The organism is Pseudomonas sp. DCB_AW (assembly GCF_026240895.1).
Classification (GTDB): Bacteria; Pseudomonadota; Gammaproteobacteria; order Pseudomonadales; family Pseudomonadaceae; genus Aquipseudomonas; species Aquipseudomonas kermanshahensis.
On sequence record NZ_JAPFCE010000067.1, the window covers coordinates 1 to 17,405 of the forward strand.

8 protein-coding genes are annotated in these 17,405 nt (G+C 61.0%); 7 read left to right on the forward strand and 1 reads right to left on the reverse strand.

Translation table 11 applies throughout. The features are described from left to right. From OO306_RS23475 to OO306_RS23500, 6 genes are all read left to right on the forward strand, one after another. Positions 1-11,141, forward strand: an 11,141-nt coding sequence (locus OO306_RS23475; RefSeq protein WP_265970038.1) for an immunoglobulin-like domain-containing protein, incomplete at its 5' end; no start/stop codon positions are given. Positions 11,142-11,304: 163 nt separating this feature from the next. After that, the gene (locus OO306_RS23480; protein ID WP_027595105.1) at positions 11,305-11,646 is read left to right on the forward strand and encodes a hypothetical protein; all 342 of its coding nucleotides are present in this window, start codon (positions 11,305-11,307) and stop codon (positions 11,644-11,646) included. 200 nt (positions 11,647-11,846) lie between these two features. Then, positions 11,847-12,746, forward strand: a complete 900-nt coding sequence (locus OO306_RS23485; protein ID WP_265970039.1) for a TauD/TfdA family dioxygenase — start codon at positions 11,847-11,849, stop codon at positions 12,744-12,746. Positions 12,747-12,764: 18 nt separating this feature from the next. Continuing rightward, a complete protein-coding gene (locus OO306_RS23490) occupies positions 12,765-13,784 on the forward strand; it encodes an ABC transporter substrate-binding protein (protein WP_085273906.1) in 1,020 nt (339 codons plus the stop codon). 6 nt (positions 13,785-13,790) lie between these two features. Beyond that, entirely contained in the window at positions 13,791-14,654 is an 864-nt protein-coding gene (locus OO306_RS23495) for an ABC transporter ATP-binding protein (protein WP_265970040.1), read from the forward strand. A gap of 14 nt (positions 14,655-14,668) precedes the next feature. Beyond that, on the forward strand, positions 14,669-15,532 hold the full coding sequence (locus tag OO306_RS23500; RefSeq protein WP_027595109.1) for an ABC transporter permease: 864 nt from the start codon (positions 14,669-14,671) through the stop codon (positions 15,530-15,532). A gap of 117 nt (positions 15,533-15,649) precedes the next feature. Here OO306_RS23500 and OO306_RS23505 read toward each other — a convergent pair whose 3' ends face one another. Continuing rightward, positions 15,650-16,210: a WYL domain-containing protein gene (locus OO306_RS23505; RefSeq protein WP_027595110.1), complete on the reverse strand. Its 561-nt coding sequence runs from the start codon at positions 16,208-16,210 to the stop codon at positions 15,650-15,652. 206 nt (positions 16,211-16,416) lie between these two features. Between OO306_RS23505 and OO306_RS23510 the strand changes: the two genes are divergently transcribed. Further along, positions 16,417-17,211 carry a tetratricopeptide repeat protein gene (locus OO306_RS23510; RefSeq protein WP_027595111.1) on the forward strand — a complete coding sequence of 265 codons (795 nt, stop codon included), beginning with the start codon at positions 16,417-16,419 and terminating at the stop codon, positions 17,209-17,211. The last annotated feature ends 194 nt before the right edge of the window (positions 17,212-17,405 follow it).

Consider the following 17,405-nt stretch of genomic DNA (forward strand, 5'->3'; position numbering starts at 1 on the left):
TTGACGGCCGTGACTTCGAAAACCTGCAGCTGGGCGATGCGGCGTCGGTCAAAGTGACTGACACCACGGATGACGTGGTGGCCAAGCTGACCGCTACGCCTTCGGTCACCGAAGGCGGTGCGATCACTTACACCATCACCCTGACCAACAAAGACGGTCTGCCGATCGACAAGCATTCGGCGCTGACCTTCACCCTGAGCGATGGCACCACCGTCATTACTGTGCCGGCCAACAGCACCAGCGGTTTCACCACCGTGGCTGCCCCGGACAACGTTTACGTTGGTACCAATGACGCGGTGATCAAATCGATCGCTTCGGTTGATGGCGCGGATGTCGGCAAGTTCGAAAACCTGGTTCTGGACAAGACCCCAGTCAGCACCGCTGTCACCGATGAGCCAGGCTCGGGTACTCCAGGCGCTGGCAACGAAGGCGACTTGGTCAAAGTCACCATTACGGCTGACCAAGTCTCGGTCGCCGAGAACGTCAAACCGACCTTCACCGTGCACATCAACACCGCGCTGGCCCACGACCTGGTCGTGACGCTGAGCAATAACGCGGTTGTGACCATCAAAGCCGGTGAAACCAGCGCGCCGTACACTCACGAAGCGCAGGGCGATGACGTCTACAAAGACGCCGGTGAAATCGAGCTGGGCGTGAAGTCGGCAGCAGACATCGATGGTCGTACCTTCGAAAACCTGCAGCTGGGCGACGCGGCGTCGGTCAAAGTCACCGACACCACGGATGACGTGGTGGCCAAGCTGACTGCCACGCCTTCGGTCACCGAAGGCGGTGCGATCACCTACACCATTACGCTGACCAACAAAGACGGTCTGCCGATCGATAAGCACTCGGCACTAACCTTCACCTTGAGTGACGGCACCACCGTCATCACGGTCCCGGCCAACAGCACCAGCGGTTTCACCACCGTGACTGCTCCGGATAACGTCTACGTCGGTACCAACGACGCGGTGATCAAGTCGATCTCTTCGGTTGATGGCGCTGATGTCGGCAAGTTCGAGAACCTGGTTCTGGACAAGACCCCGGTCAGCACCGCTGTTACTGACGAACCAGGCTCGGGTACTCCAGGCGCTGGCAACGAAGGCGATCTGGTCAAGGTCACCATCACCGCCGATCAGGTTTCGGTGGCTGAGAACGTGAAGCCGACCTTCACGGTTCATATCAACACTGCTCTGGCTCACGACCTGGTCGTGACGCTGAGCAACAACGCCACCGTCACCATCAAAGCGGGTGAAACCAGCGCGCCGTACACCCACGAAGCGCAGGGCGACGACGTCTACAAAGACGCCGGTGAAATCGAGCTGGGCGTGAAGTCGGCAGCAGACATCGATGGTCGTACCTTCGAAAACCTGCAGCTGGGTGACGCAGCGTCGGTCAAAGTCACCGACACCACCGACGATGTCGTGGCCAAGCTGACTGCTACGCCTTCGGTTACCGAAGGTGGTGCGATCACCTACACCATCACCCTGACCAACAAAGACGGTCTGCCGATCGACAAGCATTCGGCGCTGACCTTCACCCTGAGCGATGGCACCACCGTCATTACTGTGCCGGCCAACAGCACCAGCGGTTTCACCACCGTGACTGCCCCGGACAACGTTTACGTTGGTACCAATGACGCGGTGATCAAATCGATCGCTTCGGTTGATGGCGCGGATGTTGGCAAGTTCGAGAACCTGGTTCTGGACAAAACGCCGGTCAGCACTGCTGTCACCGATGAGCCAGGCTCGGGTACTCCAGGCGCTGGCAACGAAGGCGACTTGGTCAAAGTCACCATTACGGCTGACCAAGTCTCGGTCGCCGAGAACGTCAAACCGACCTTCACCGTGCACATCAACACCGCGCTGGCCCACGACCTGGTCGTGACGCTGAGCAATAACGCGGTTGTGACCATCAAAGCCGGTGAAACCAGCGCGCCGTACACTCACGAAGCGCAGGGCGATGACGTCTACAAAGACGCCGGTGAAATCGAGCTGGGCGTGAAGTCGGCAGCAGACATCGATGGTCGTACCTTCGAAAACCTGCAGCTGGGCGACGCGGCGTCGGTCAAAGTCACCGACACCACGGATGACGTGGTGGCCAAGCTGACTGCCACGCCTTCGGTCACCGAAGGCGGTGCGATCACCTACACCATTACGCTGACCAACAAAGACGGTCTGCCGATCGACAAGCATTCGGCGCTGACCTTCACCTTGAGTGACGGCACCACCGTCATCACGGTCCCGGCCAACAGCACCAGCGGTTTCACCACCGTGACTGCTCCGGATAACGTCTACGTCGGTACCAACGACGCGGTGATCAAGTCGATCTCTTCGGTTGATGGCGCTGATGTCGGCAAGTTCGAGAACCTGGTTCTGGACAAGACCCCGGTCAGCACCGCTGTTACTGACGAACCAGGCTCGGGTACTCCAGGCGCTGGCAACGAAGGCGATCTGGTCAAGGTCACCATCACCGCTGACCAGGTTTCGGTTGCTGAGAATGTGAAGCCGACCTTCACCGTTCATATCAACACTGCCCTGGCTCACGACCTGGTCGTGACGCTGAGCAACAACGCCACCGTCACCATCAAGGCCGGTGAAACCAGCGCGCCGTACACCCACGAAGCGCAGGGCGACGACGTCTACAAAGACGCTGGCGAAATCGAGCTGGGCGTGAAGTCGGCAGCAGACATCGATGGCCGTGCCTTCGAGAACCTGCAGCTGGGCGACGCGGCGTCGGTCAAAGTCACCGACACCACCGACGATGTCGTGGCCAAGCTGACCGCTACGCCTTCGGTTACCGAAGGTGGCGCGATCACCTACACCATCACCCTGACCAACAAAGACGGTCTGCCGATCGATAAACACTCGGCGCTGACCTTCACCTTGAGCGACGGCACCACCGTCATCACGGTTCCGGCCAACAGCACCACTGGTTTCACCACCGTGACTGCCCCGGACAACGTTTACGTTGGTACCAACGACGCGGTGATCAAGTCGATCGCCTCGGTTGATGGCGCGGATGTTGGTAAGTTCGAGAACCTGGTTCTGGACAAGACGCCGGTCAGTACTGCTGTCACTGACGAGCCTGGCTCGGGTACTCCAGGCGCTGGCAACGAAGGCGATCTGGTCAAGGTCACCATCACCGCCGATCAGGTATCGGTTGCTGAGAACGTGAAGCCGACCTTCACCGTTCACATCAACACCGCGCTGGCTCACGACCTGGTCGTGACGCTGAGCAACAACGCCACCGTCACCATCAAAGCGGGTGAAACCAGCGCGCCGTACACCCACGAAGCGCAGGGCGACGACGTTTACAAAGACGCCGGTGAAATCGAGTTGGGCGTGAAGTCGGCAGCAGACATCGATGGCCGTGCCTTCGAGAACCTGCAGCTGGGTGACGCCGCCTCGGTCAAAGTCACCGACACCACCGACGACGTCGTGGCTAAGCTGACTGCCACTCCTTCGGTTACCGAAGGTGGTGCGATCACCTACACCATTACGCTGACCAACAAAGACGGTCTGCCGATCGATAAACACTCGGCGCTGACCTTCACCTTGAGCGACGGCACCACCGTCATCACGGTTCCGGCCAACAGCACCACTGGTTTCACCACCGTGACTGCCCCGGACAACGTTTACGTTGGTACCAACGACGCGGTGATCAAGTCGATCGCCTCGGTTGATGGCGCGGATGTTGGTAAGTTCGAGAACCTGGTTCTGGACAAGACGCCGGTCAGTACTGCTGTCACTGACGAGCCTGGCTCGGGTACTCCAGGCGCTGGCAACGAAGGCGATCTGGTCAAGGTGACCATCACCGCTGACCAGGTTTCGGTTGCTGAGAATGTGAAGCCGACCTTCACCGTTCATATCAACACTGCCCTGGCTCACGACCTGGTCGTGACGCTGAGCAACAACGCCACCGTCACCATCAAGGCCGGTGAAACCAGCGCGCCGTACACCCACGAAGCGCAGGGCGACGACGTCTACAAAGACGCTGGCGAAATCGAGCTGGGCGTGAAGTCGGCAGCAGACATCGATGGCCGTGCCTTCGAGAACCTGCAGCTGGGCGACGCGGCGTCGGTCAAAGTCACCGACACCACCGACGATGTCGTGGCCAAGCTGACTGCCACGCCTTCGGTTACCGAAGGTGGTGCGATCACTTACACCATCACCCTGACCAACAAAGATGGCTTGCCGATCGACAAGCACTCGGCGCTGACCTTCACCCTGAGTGATGGCACCACCGTCATCACGGTCCCGGCCAACAGCACTACCGGCTTCACCACCGTGACTGCTCCGGACAACGTCTACACCGGTACTAACGATCCAGTGATCAAATCGATCGCTTCGGTAGATGGCGCTGATGTCGGCAAGTTCGAAAACCTGGTTCTGGACAAGACCCCAGTCAGCACCGCTGTCACCGACGAGCCAGGGTCGGGTACTCCAGGCGCTGGCAACGAAGGCGATCTGGTCAAGGTCACCATCACCGCCGATCAGGTATCGGTGGCTGAAAACGTCAAACCGACCTTCACCGTTCACATCAACACCGCGCTAGCTCACGACCTGGTCGTGACCTTGAGCAACAACGCTACCGTCACCATCAAGGCCGGTGAAACCAGCGCGCCGTACACCCACGAAGCGCAGGGCGACGACGTCTACAAAGACGCCGGCGAAATCGAGTTGGGCGTGAAGTCGGCAGCAGACATCGATGGCCGTGCCTTCGAGAACCTGCAGCTGGGCGACGCGGCGTCGGTCAAAGTGACTGACACCACGGATGACGTGGTGGCCAAGCTGACTGCCACGCCTTCGGTTACCGAAGGTGGTGCGATCACTTACACCATCACCCTGACCAACAAAGATGGCTTGCCGATCGACAAGCACTCGGCACTGACCTTCACCCTGAGCGACGGCACCACCGTCATCACCGTGCCGGCCAACAGCACCACTGGTTTCACCACCGTGACTGCTCCGGACAACGTCTACACCGGTACTAACGATCCAGTGATCAAATCGATCGCTTCGGTAGATGGCGCTGATGTCGGCAAGTTCGAGAACCTGGTTCTGGACAAAACGCCGGTCAGCACTGCTGTCACTGACGAACCCGGCGTAGGCACTCCAGGCAGCAACAACCAGGGCGACAAAGTCGAACTGAGCATCGTTGCCAACCAGACCTCGGTCTTCGAGAACGAAAAACCGACCTTCACCATCAGCATCAAAGAGGCCCTGGACCAGGACCTCACGGTGCAGCTGACCGAAGGCAAGTCGGTGGTGATCAAGAAGGGCGAGACCTCGGCCATCTTCACCCACGACGCGCAAGGCGAAGACGTGTACGTCGATGCCGGCTCGCTGACCGTCAGCATCACCGGCACCAGCGTGCCGGACGGTCGCCAGTTCGAAAACCTGGTGGTCAGCAAGCCTTCGGCTTCGGTGGACATCAAGGACACCTCGAACGAAGTTATCGCCAAGCTGACCGCCACGCCGTCGGTCACCGAAGGCGGTTCGATCGTCTACACCGTGACCCTGACCAGCAAAGATGGCCTGCCAGTCAACAACCACGGCGCCCTGACCTTCACGCTGAGCGACGGCAAAACCGTCATCACCGTGCCGGCCAACGGCACCGTCGGTACGGCCACCGTCGCTGCACCGGATAACGTCTACATCGGCCAAAGCTCGGTCAGCCAGACCCTGCAATCGGTAGGTGGCGCGGGCGCCAGCAAGTTCGAAAACCTGACCCTGGACAAGGCCCCGGCCACCACCACGGTCAACGACGAACCCGGCGTAGGCACCCCAGGCAGCAACAACCAGGGCGACAAAGTCGAACTGAGCATCGTTGCCAACCAGACTTCGGTCTTCGAGAACGAAAAACCGACCTTCACCATCAGCATCAAAGAGGCCCTGGACCAGGACCTCACCGTGCAGCTGACCGAAGGCAAGTCGGTCGTGATCAAGAAGGGCGAGACCTCGGCCATCTTCACCCACGACGCCCAAGGCGAAGACGTGTACGTCGATGCCGGCTCGCTGACCGTCAGCATCACCGGCACCAGCGTGCCGGACGGTCGCCAGTTCGAGAACCTGGTGGTCAGCAAGCCTTCGGCTTCGGTGGACATCAAGGACACTTCGAACGAAGTCATCGCCAAGCTCACTGCAACCGAGTCGGTCACCGAAGGCGGCTCGATCGTCTACACCGTGACCCTGACCAGCAAAGATGGCCTGCCAGTCAACAACCACGGCGCCCTGACCTTCACGCTGAGCGACGGCAAAACCGTCATCACCGTGCCGGCCAACGGCACCGTCGGTACGGCCACCGTCGCTGCACCGGATAACGTCTACATCGGCCAAAGCTCGGTCAGCCAGACTCTGCAATCGGTAGGTGGCGCGGGCGCCAGCAAGTTCGAAAACCTGACCCTGGACAAGGCCCCGGCCACCACCACGGTCAACGACGAACCCGGCGTAGGCACCCCAGGCAGCAACAACCAGGGCGACAAAGTCGAACTGAGCATCGTTGCCAACCAGACCTCGGTCTTCGAGAACGAGAAACCGACCTTCACCATCAGCATCAAAGAGGCCCTGGACCAGGACCTCACCGTGCAGCTGACCGAAGGCAAGTCGGTAGTGATCAAGAAGGGCGAAACCTCGGCCATCTTCACCCACGACGCGCAAGGCGAAGACGTATACGTCGATGCCGGCTCGCTGACCGTCAGCATCACCGGCACCAGCGTGCCGGACGGTCGCCAGTTCGAGAACCTGGTGGTCAGCAAGCCTTCGGCTTCGGTGGACATCAAGGACACCTCGAACGAAGTCATCGCCAAGCTGACCGCCACGCCTTCGGTCACCGAAGGCGGTTCGATCGTCTACACCGTGACCCTGACCAGCAAGGATGGCCTGCCAGTCAACAACCACGGCGCCCTGACCTTCACGCTGAGCGACGGCAAAACCGTCATCACCGTGCCGGCCAACGGCACCGTCGGTACGGCCACCGTCGCTGCACCGGATAACGTCTACATCGGCCAAAGCTCGGTCAGCCAGACCCTGCAATCGGTAGGTGGCGCGGGCGCCAGCAAGTTCGAAAACCTGACCCTGGACAAGGCTCCGGCCACCACCACGGTCAACGACGAACCCGGCGTAGGCACCCCTGGCAGCAACAACCAGGGCGACAAAGTCGAACTGAGCATCGTTGCCAACCAGACTTCGGTCTTCGAGAACGAAAAACCGACCTTCACCATCAGCATCAAAGAGGCCCTGGACCAGGACCTCACCGTGCAGTTGACCGAAGGCAAGTCGGTCGTGATCAAGAAGGGCGAAACCTCGGCCATCTTCACCCACGACGCTCAAGGCGAAGACGTGTACGTCGATGCCGGCTCGCTGACCGTCAGCATCACCGGCACCAGCGTGCCGGATGGTCGCCAGTTCGAGAACCTGGTGGTCAGCAAGCCTTCGGCCTCGGTGGACATCAAGGACACTTCGAACGAAGTCATCGCCAAGCTGACCGCCACGCCTTCGGTCACCGAAGGCGGTGTGATCACCTACACCGTTACTCTGACCAGCAAAGATGGCCTGCCGATCAACAACCACGGCGCCCTGACCTTCACCTTGAGCGACGGCAAAACCGTCATCAACGTGCCGGCCAACAGTGCGACAGGCTTCATCAACGTGGATGCACCGGATAACGTCTACATCGGCCAGACCTCTGTCGGCCTGGCGCTGCAGTCGGTAGGCGGCGTGGGTGCCGGCAAGTTCGAGCAGCTGACGCTGGACAAAACCACGGCCACCACCGTGGTCAACGACGAGCCAGGTGTCGGCACCCCAGGCACTGGCAACCAGGGCGATGTGACCACCATCGGTATCACCGGCACCACCTCGTTGACCGAAGGTGAAACCGGCAAATACACCCTCACCCTGAGCAACCCGGCTAAGGCGGAAGTCACCGTTACCCTGACCTACAGCGGCACCGCTAACGGCCAGGACTACACCGCGGTCACCACCGTGAAGATCCCGGCCAACAGCAGCAGCGTCACGTTCGATATCAAGACCATCGACGACAAGCTGGTTGAAGGTACCGAGAACTTCACCGTGACCATCGGCGCTGCCACCGGTGGCAACTTCGAGAACCTGCAGGTCGATAGCACCAAGGCGAGTGTCACCACCAACATCCTCGACAACGACCACCTGCCGGTTTCGACTGGCGGCGCGGTCAATGGCGTGGAAGACACCGACTACCTGTTCACCTGGAACGACTTCAAGGTCACCGATGCCGATGGCAACACCGGCCTGTTCGTGACCATCACTTCGCTGCCGGTCGACGGTAGCCTGAAGTTCTACAACGGCACCGCATGGGTCGATGTGAAAGCAGGCCAGGTCGTCAGCCAGGCCGACATCACCAGCAATTACCTGAAGTTCGTGCCGAAGGCGAACGAGTCGGGCACCGACGGCTATGGTGGCTCGGGTGTCGGCAACAAACAGGCTGACTACGCGCAGTTCAAGTACAAGCCGAACGACGGCACCAACCTGGGCAGCGAAGTGACCATGAAGGTCGACATCAGCCCAGTGGCCGACAAACCGACCCTGACGATTGGCAGTACCGATGTCGCGTCCAAAGGCCTGACCAAGGAAGTCTGGACCACCCTCAAAGGGCTGGGTACCGACGGCAACGGCATCACTGGCGATGCGCTGAAAACGGTCTTCGCCAACTCCGGCAGTGCTACCTCCAGCGCGACCACCACCAACGTGCAGTCCGATGGCAGCGTCACCGCTGGCACCGGTTCGAAAACGTCGGGCCTGCTGTTCCTGGAAGCCGGCAAGACCTACACCTTCAGCGGCATCGCCGATGACAGCCTGGTGGTCACCATTGGTGGCAAGACCGTGGTAACTGCGACCTGGGGCGCGGGTGGCCAGATTTCTGGCACCTTCACCCCAACGTCCAGCGGCTACTACCCGATCGAGGTTTACCACGCCAACCAATCAGGCCCTGGTAGCTATGACCTGAACATTCAGGCGGGCTCCGGTGCCGTCACCGACCTGAGCAGCAGCAACATCCCGATGTACCAGAACGTGACCGAGATGGCCAACGCTGGCCTGGGCGTGTCCGATCTGCACACCGTCAATGGCCAGAGCTACTACGACGGCTACAAACTCAACGAAGGGCCGGAAGGTGGCTCGGTCAAGCTGGTCGGTATCAGCACCGGCCTGACCGACACCGATGGTTCCGAAACCTTGAGCGTGACCCTCAGCGGCATTCCGAAAGGGACTGTGCTGAGCGATGGCGCGGGCCACACCGTGACTGTCGGCGGTACGCCGGTGGACGTGACAGGCTGGAAACTCAGCGGCCTGACCCTGACCCCGCCGACCTACTACAAAGGCACGTTCGACATCACCGTCACCTCCACGGCCACCGAAAGCCTCGGCGGTTCGGACAGCATCACCGGCAAGATCCCGGTCACTGTCTACGGCGCCACCTACAAGGCGACGGTGGGCACTTCGGGCGATGACACCATCAATGGCAGCGAAGGCAACGACATCATCGTCGCCGACGTGGCTGGCCTGAACGTGGTTGCGGGCAAGAACTACAACATTGCCTTCATGGTCGACAGCTCGGGCAGTATGAGCAACCAGTCCGTCGCCGCGGCCAAGGCCCAGTTGGCATCGGTGTTCCAGACGTTGAAAGCCAGCCTGGGCGCTGATACTTCGGGGACGGTGAATATCTTCATCGCCGACTTCGATACCCAGGTAAACAAGAACGTGGCGGTCAATCTTGCCGATACCGACGCACTGACCAAGCTTCAGGCGGTGCTGGACTCGATGGTGGGTGGTTCAAGTTACGGCGGTGGTACCAACTATGAGGATGTGTTCAAAACCACGGCCAACTTCTTCAAGAGCACCATGGCTACCGGTAACAGCGGTGCAGAGAACCTGACCTACTTCATCACCGACGGTAAGCCGACCTATTACCAGACCAATGAAACGACCAACTACCGCCTGTGGAGCGGCGGCAAGTACCTGGATGACGTAGTCAACGTCAACAACTACAAGGTGGGTGACACCTTCAGTGTCTGGGCCGACGCAACGCACAAAGTTGAAATCAATAGCGAAGGCAGCCTCAAAGTGCTGACCTACACAGAAAACCGTTGGGGCAACCTGGTGCTTGATTCCACCCGCACGATCGGGACGATTCATGCTCAAGGGGATGGCACCTACGAGTTCTCCGGCCTGGGCGGTACCGGTTATGCCGATTCCTGGAACTACGCGGATTCGGCGAGCAACACGTCTGCCAGCTTCGCCCTCTTGGGTGGGACTAACGGTGTAAGCAAGGTTCAGGCAATTGGTTTGAACAGCGATGTCAGCCTGACAGATCTGAAGCCATACGACAGCGCCGGCAAGCCGCAGGCCAATATCGACCCATCCAACCTGGCCAGCGCGATCCTCGGGCATTCCGAGGCGACCCTGCCAGGCGCCGACAAGGTCGATGGCGGCAACGGCAACGACATCATCTTCGGTGACCTGATCACCCTCAACGGTGTCGTCAGCGAGGGCTACCAAGCCCTGCAGGCGTACGTTGCGCAGAAGAGCGGTGTCGAGGCCAGTGCCATCACCACCAACAATGTCCACCAGTACATCACCGAGCACTACACCGAGTTCGATATCTCCGGTGCCAACGACGGCAAGGATTTCCTGTCGGGCGGCAATGGCAACGACATCCTCTTCGGCCAAGGTGGCGATGACACGCTCGATGGTGGCAAAGGTAACGACATCCTGTTGGGCGGTACCGGCAAGGACATCCTGATCGGTGGCCAAGGCGATGACATCCTGATCGGCGGTAGCGGTGCGGACACCTTCGTGTGGAAGTCGGGCGATGTCGGCAACGACGTGATCAAGGACTTCAAGGTGGCCGAGGGTGACCGTATCGATCTGAAGGATCTGCTTCAGTTCGAGAAGGGCAGCACCATCGACAACTACCTGAAGATCACCACGGTGGACGGCACCTCGACGCTGCAGGTCAGCAGCGAGGGCAAACTCAACGCCACCGGTGGCCTGGCCAACGCCGATGTGACGATCAAGCTGGAAGGGGTCAACTGGTCCAATACCTCGATCAACTCGTTGATCAGCGGTGGCGACCCGACCATCCGTATCGATAACAAAGACAGCTGATGCCCAGCCCACCCGGGCGGTCGAAACGACCGCCCGGGTGGGTGCCGGCTCTTTCCTGCCTTCCCCTGACAGCGCATACTCGTGCGCCGGGCCTGCGTGCCCGGGAATCTTTGCCTATGCTGCTGTCTACCAACAAGGAACCAACGTGACGAGGGACACCGCCATGTTCTACGTGCAACGCAACGCTAGCGGCCAGTTGCTGCGGGTAGAAGCAGCCTCTTTTGACGAATTCACCGAAATACTCCCTGCTGACCATGCCGACGTTCAGGAATGGTTTGCCGACGACGAAGTGGAAAACAGCCTCAAAGAGCTCAAGCAAAGTGATCTGGACATGATCCGCGTGCTTGAGGACTTGATCGATGTGCTGACCGCCAAGGGTGTGTTCAGCATCACCGACCTGCCGGCCGGGGCGCAGGCCAAGCTGCTTAACCGTTCCAAGGCGCGCAAGGCGCTGGGCAGCCTGAACAACCTGATCGATGAAGAAGAGCAGGGCGGGTTGATCTGACCGCGGATCAGCCCCGATCTACAGTGATATGGTTATTCATTAAAGATATTTAAAATATCTTTCTTATGACTTTATAGTTGCTCCCACTGCGTACCCGTCGACCAATCGATGCGCCGCACGACTTGAACCCACACGGGAAATCCCCGTGCGTTTCTGATCGTTGCGCGCCTTTGACGTCGCGCACTGCGTGGGAGTGAACCATGTCCGCCGCCTCGAACGCCTTGTCGTCCATCGACAGCGCCCAGCCGCAAAACTTTGAAATCCGCCCGTTCTCCGGTGCCGTCGGTGCCGAGATCATCGGCCTGGACCTGACCCGACCGGTCAACGCCGAGGATTTCACCCAAATTCATCGCGCCCACCTCGATCACCATGTACTGGTGTTCCGCGACCAGCGCATCACCCCGGAGCAACAGATCAGCTTCAGCCGCCGTTTCGGCGAGCTGCAGATTCATGTGCTCAAGCAGTTCCTGCTGACCGGGCACCCCGAAATCCTGATCGTTTCCAACATCGTCGAAGACGGTCGCAACGTCGGCCTGGGCGATGCTGGCAAGTTCTGGCATTCGGACCTGTCGTATAAAGAGCTCCCCAGCCTGGGTTCGATGCTGCATGCCCAGGAGCTGCCCAGCGAGGGTGGCGATACGCTGTTCGCCGACATGCACAAAGCCTGGGACGCCGTGCCCGAAGCCCTGCGCAAGGTAATCGCCGGCCGCGACGCGGCCCATTCCTACACGGCCCGGTATGCCGAGACCAAGTTCGAAGGCAACTGGCGCCCCACCCTCAGCGCTGAGCAATTGGCCCAGGTGCAGGAAGTGATCCACCCGGTGGTACGCACCCACCCGGAAAACGGCCGCAAGGCGCTGTTCGTCAGCGAAGGCTTCACCACCCGCATCGTCGGCCTGCCGGACGACGAAAGCCGCGACGTGCTGCAGCAGCTGTATGCCCTGAGCGTGCTCGAGCAGAACATCTACCGCCATCAGTGGCAGCCCCACGACCTGGTGTTCTGGGACAACCGTTCGCTGATCCACCTCGCCACCGGCTGCCCCGCGCACCTGCGGCGCAAGCTCTATCGCACCACCATCCAGGGCGATGCCCCGTTCTGACGACTGAGGAAACACACCATGCGTAAATCCATCAGCCGCCTGGCGGCAAGCATTGGCCTGGGCGCGAGCCTGGTCGTCGGCAGCCTGGCGGCCCCCGCCGTGGCCCAGGCCGAAGGCAAAATCCGCATCGCGGAACAATTCGGCATCGTCTACTTGTTGTTGAACGTGGTGCGTGACCAGCACCTGATCGAAAAACACGGTAAAGAACAGGGCGTCGACATTGAAGTCGACTGGGCCCAGCTCTCGGGCGGCGCGGCCATCAACGATGCGCTGTTGTCCGGCTCGGTGGATATCGCCGGTGCTGGCGTTGGCCCGCTGCTGACCGTCTGGGACCGCACCAAAGGCCGGCAGAACGTGAAGGCGGTCGCCTCGCTTGGCAACTTCCCGTATTACCTGGTCAGCAGCAACCCGAATGTGAAGACCATCGCTGACATCTCCGAGAAAGACCGCATCGCCGTGCCAGCCGTGGGCGTCTCCGTGCAGTCGCGCTTCCTGCAGTACGCCGCCGCCCAGCAGTGGGGCGACAAGGAATACAACCGCCTCGACAAGTACACCCTGGCCGTACCGCACCCCGATGCCACGGCCGCGCTGATCGCCGGTGGCACCGAACTGAACGGGCACTTCTCCAACCCGCCGTTCCAGGATCAGGCGTTGGCCAACAAGGATGTGCACGTTGTGCTCAACAGCTACGACCTGCTTGGCCCGAACTCGCCGACCCTGTTGTTCGCCACTGAAAAATTCCGCACGGACAACCCCAAGACCTACAAAGCCTTCGTCGACGCGCTGGCCGAGGCCGCAGACTTTGCCCAGAAGGACAAGGCCGCCGCTGCTGACACGTACATCCGCGTGACCAAGGCCAAGATCGACCGCGATGTGCTGATCAAGCTGATCGACAACCCGCAGTACGAGTTCACGGTAACGCCGAAGAACACCTACAAACTGGCGGATTTCCTGTATCGGGTTGGCGCCATCAAGCACAAGCCGGAGTCGTGGAAGGATTACTTCTTCCAGGATGAACGCCCGTTGCAAGGGAGCTGATCGATCATGACCGCCCCATTGCCAGGCCACGCGGCCAGCAACCTGAGCCGTGTCGCCACGCCACCGCTGCTAACGGTGGATAACCTCAGCCTCGAATACCGCACCGCGCAACGCGTGGTGCGGGCCACCCACCAGGTCAGCTTCGAAGTCGACCGCGCCGACCGTTTTGTCTTGCTGGGGCCTTCGGGCTGCGGCAAGTCCACCTTGCTCAAGGCCGTGGCCGGGTTCATCGAGCCCCAGGAAGGGCAGATTCTGCTGCAGGGCCAGCCCGTCAAAGGCCCCGGCCCTGACCGCATCGTGGTGTTTCAAGAGTTCGACCAGTTGCCACCCTGGAAGACGGTAAAGCAGAACGTCATGTTCCCTTTGCTGGTATCGGGCCAGCTCAAGCGTGCCGAGGCCGAGGACCGGGCGCTGCACTACCTGGACAAAGTCGGCCTGGCCGCCTTTGCCGATGCCTACCCACACACCCTTTCTGGCGGCATGAAGGCGCGCGTGGCGATTGCCCGGGCCTTGGCCACCCAGCCGAAGATCCTGCTGATGGACGAGCCGTTCGCCGCGCTGGACGCGCTGACCCGGCGCAAGATGCAGGAAGAGCTGCTGCTGCTGTGGGAAGAGGTGCGCTTTACCCTGCTGTTCGTGACCCACTCCATCGAAGAAGCGCTGGTGGTCGGCAACCGCATCTTGCTGCTGTCGCCGCACCCAGGCCGGGTACGGGCCGAGGTACACAGCCATCAGTACGACCTTGGCAGCCTGGGCGCCGCCGATTTCCAGGCCAGTGCCCGGCGTATCCATCGCCTGTTGTTCGATGAGGCGGACACGCCCGAGCAGGCCGACGACCTTGGCTTCAACGATATCCGTATCGCCTACTGACAGGAGCTTCAGCCATGACCACTACACCTGTACGTCAGGAATACGAGGTGCAGCTGGAGCCGCTGCTCAGTGTGCCTCTGGAACGCCAACTGCCCTTAGCCCAGCGCTTGTGGCAGCAAGGCTGGCTGCGCAAGGCTGTCATCCTGGTGGTGATCGCCGCGCTGTGGGAGGCCGTGGCCCGCTATCAAGGCAACGACCTGCTGCTGCCAAGCTTTCTGCAAACCTCTGCTGCGCTGTGGGACGGCCTGCTCAGTGGCGAGTTGCCCGCCAAGGTCGGCGTGTCGCTGGTGATCCTGCTCAAGGGCTATGTGCTGGGTATTGTGCTGGCGTTCGGCTTGACCAGCCTGGCGGTGTCGACCCAGCTTGGCCGTGACCTGCTGGGCACCTTGACCTCCATGTTCAACCCCTTGCCGGCAATCGCCTTGCTGCCGCTGGCGCTGTTGTGGTTCGGCCTGGGCGACAACAGCCTGATCTTCGTGCTGGTGCACTCGGTGCTATGGGCGCTGGCGCTGAATACGTATGCGGGCTTTCTCGGGGTGTCCGAGACGTTGCGCATGGCCGGTCGCAACTATGGCCTCAAGGGCCTGCGCCTGGTGCTGCACATCCTGGTGCCGGCGGCCTTGCCGTCGATTCTGTCAGGCTTGAAGATCGGCTGGGCGTTTGCCTGGCGCACCTTGATTGCCGCCGAACTGGTGTTTGGCGCCAGCAGCGGCAAGGGCGGGCTGGGTTGGTACATCTTCCAGAACCGCAACGAGCTGTACACCGACAAGGTGTTTGCCGGGTTGGCGGTGGTGATCTTGATTGGTTTGCTGGTCGAGGGGTTGGTGTTCAACACCCTGGAGCGGCTGACCGTGCGGCGGTGGGGGATGCAGCGCTAGCCAGTAAGCCAGCCCCGGCCTCTTCGCGGGCAAGCCCGCTCCCACAGGGGCTGCACGCCTTCAAGGTGGGTGATGACCTTGTGGGAGCGGGCTTGCCCGCGAAGAGGCCGATACAGGCTATGGATTCTGGTACTGAGCCGCCGCATTGCTCAGCATCTTGCCAATCTCTTCGCGCAACCCCTCTGGTTGCTCAACCACCACCCCATCCCCCTGGCTCAGCAGCCACCAACGCAGCGGCCAGCCATCGCTTACCGTGGCCCGCAACCGATGCCCATGCTCCAGCGCCGTCAGCTGCATGTCGCTGCTCAACGGCGCCTCGCGCAACTGCCGCGCCAAGGCATCACTGACCCGCGCCACCAGCTCTACCCCCTCGCCTTGGGCCGGCTGCAGCGCATCACCGCGCAAGTACGTCAGCAAGTCGAAATTGCCGCGCAGCTCGCCCACGGCACTCGACGACCAGTGCCAGCCGAACGGTATGCTCTTGTCATTGCGCTCCAGCGGAAAAATCAGCGACAACTCGTTGAGGTCGCGCTCAACCGTGCGTTTGCTGACATTGAACCCCACATCACGCAGGCGCCACACCAACTCGGCGCTGGTGATGCCTGGGGAGCGGCTGGGCAGTTGGCGCAGCAGCGCCCACTGACGACTGAGGGTGGCGCGAGTGGTGGCGAACGGCAAAAGATAACGTCCTTGTCTAGGCTTGCCGCAATAGGATGGCGGCACGAGCGGGGCATGGCAATTGGCCACAGCCTGCTCAGATCAAGGAAGTCGCATTTGGTTGCCTCGTGCCGAATCGTTCGCGACAGGTTTTGTCGTGACGTCACGCAGAATCACGCCTCATCACAGCCGAGGTCGAGGTTGTGTGTCGTTCAATGAGGATGAACATGTCTGCTGCCAGCAATATCCATTCGCTGCTTGCCCGTCTTCTGCCAGAGCGGGTCATCGCCCCGCCAGCCCCTGCTGGGAGGCGTCATCGGCTGTTTGCCGGGGTCGGGCTGCCCAGCCAGCGGTCGTTGCTGGTCAGCCGCCTGGACGAGGCCAGCGATTTGCAGGGTGTGTATGCCGACCTGCGCCGCCAAGCGCTGCAAGGCAGCGTGGCTGCACTGAATGACCTCGGCTGGATCTGGCTCAATGGCAAGTACTGGCGTGCCGACACCGTGCTGGCCGGCCACCTGTTGCGCATGGCGGCCTTGCAGGGTAACGCCGCGGCCTGGTTCAACCTGGGCCAGCAGCATTACTTCGGCAAAGGCATCGACACGTCCTACGTGCAGGCGGCCGAGTGTTATCGGCAGGCGTTTGACCGCGGTATGTTGCATGCTGCCGCCGCGCTCGGTGACTTGTATGAAGAAGAAGTGTGCGATGGCGACCTGGACTGGCAGGTCGACCTGATACAGGCCTACCAATGGTTTTTGCGCGGTGCCCAGCGGGGCGAAGCGCGGTGCCGGTTCGAGGTGGGGTACCGGCTGATGCATGGCCTGTATGTGGAGGCTGATATCAAAGGCGCGCTTTATTGGCTTGAGCTGGCGGCTGCGGCAGGGGTGATGCAGGCGGCCGAGGAGCTGGCGGTGCACTTCAGCAGCCGCGACCGCGCGCGTTACCTCGACTGGCGCGACCGGGCCGTGCAGATGGGCAGCACGCTGGCGCTGACGATGAAGCTGGAAGACCAGGTCCAGCCCTGAACCTGTGCAGTGGGAGGTCGCGGGCCCTGTGGGAGCGGGTTTACCCGCGAAGCAGGCAACGCGGTACATGGCACCGGCTTCGCCGGTGTTCGCGGGTAAACCCGCTCCCACAGGGAATGTGCAACACAGTTGCTCTCGCGGGCTAAAGACCACGCATGAACAGAATTTCACCCACGCTACCCGTCGCCCACTGT